The 1,145-nt window shown below is 58.1% G+C and carries 1 protein-coding gene; it reads right to left on the bottom strand.

The genetic code is table 11. The features are described from left to right. Positions 1–277: 277 nt before the first annotated feature. Positions 278–763: an HNH endonuclease signature motif containing protein gene (locus DCI01S_RS17065; protein ID WP_256386770.1), complete on the bottom strand. Its 486-nt coding sequence runs from the start codon at positions 761–763 to the stop codon at positions 278–280. Between the last annotated feature and the right edge of the window lie 382 nt (positions 764–1,145).

Genomic DNA, 1,145 nt, shown 5'->3' with positions numbered 1-1,145 from the left:
GGGCCCGTTTGAAACCCGTAGGCTCGAAGCTTGCATCTCCGATGCGAGCTTCCTTGCAGTCGAGAACTCGTTCTCCACAAGGTCGATTATTTCCCTCAACAGGTCGCTGCGCAGCGACTGCCGCAGCTCGTGCGCCAACTCCGCGTGCTGACGCTTCCGCTCGGACCGGCCTCGCCACCATTCTGTAGCTAGCGACCCGCAGACTCCGAGCGCTACGCCCAAAAGGGCGGACAATGCAGGCACAACCGACTCAAAAACAGCCAATGCCGTAGCAATATCAGTCTTCAAGAGCTTCGTTTTCTGCGTACTTCTTCACAAGATCCCTACCGAGTGGAGTCAACCTATATCCCGTCGTCACGGAAATGATCTCCCCGTCGCACCCAACAGGCGCCACAAGCATCCCTTCCTGCTCTGGATCCTCGACTAGCACCCCGTCTTTGATCAGGTATGAATAGAGAACTTCAGAGCCGGGCAATACCACGAGGCTTTCGGGGCCATTTTCCACGAAGTGCTCGAGTATTCGACGCTCGGTGTCGTTATAACGCTGATTGACGCGGCCCAAGTTGACTTTCAACTGGCGCAGCGCTTTCCGATCGAGCCTTCGAGGCCCGACCCCCTTCATGCCGTGACAGTTGGCGCAGAGCACGATCATGTTGTGAAACTCGTGCTTCTGCACTCGGGCATAGTCCTCGATATGTTCGATGTGCAGCGGTGACACTGTCCGACAGGTAGGGACCGCGCACCGGTACCCAGCTTCAAGCATCACCGCGCGTTCAAGTTCCGCAGGTATTGCCTGCCTATCTCCCATATCTACAAAGTAGTGCCAAGTGAAGTGAAGAGGCGGTGCTTCGACTTTCGCCGCGTGACAGGGTTCAGTTTCGGCCCTGGTTAGAGGTCTTGGCGCTTCGACTCCACCGGGCCCTAGCCACCCTGACGTGTGCGCACCGAACTCGAGGGATGGCCGCTTTGGCCGGCGGCCTCGCCGGTGACCTACCCTCTTAGGTCACGCGGATGAAGTACCTAGGCGTCGCCGCACTGAAGAGCCGCCAAAGTCAATTGATCCAGATGCGGCTGTTCGTTGCGGTGCCCAAAGCGGTAGTGCAAATAGGTGGACGTCGGTGCTTTCCGATCCGTTAGCTCGCCCC

It is taken from the genome of Dietzia cinnamea NBRC 102147, assembly GCF_001571065.1.
GTDB classification, from domain to species: Bacteria; Actinomycetota; Actinomycetes; order Mycobacteriales; family Mycobacteriaceae; genus Dietzia; species Dietzia cinnamea.
The sequence above is the reverse complement of the archived record's forward strand: the minus strand, read 5'-3'. Positions and strand labels throughout refer to the sequence as shown.

Coding starts and splice junctions, on each gene's coding strand:
- DCI01S_RS17065 (WP_256386770.1), bottom strand. CDS start 763: ATGCTTGAAGCTGGGTACCGGTGCGCGGTCCCTACCTGTCGGACAGTG.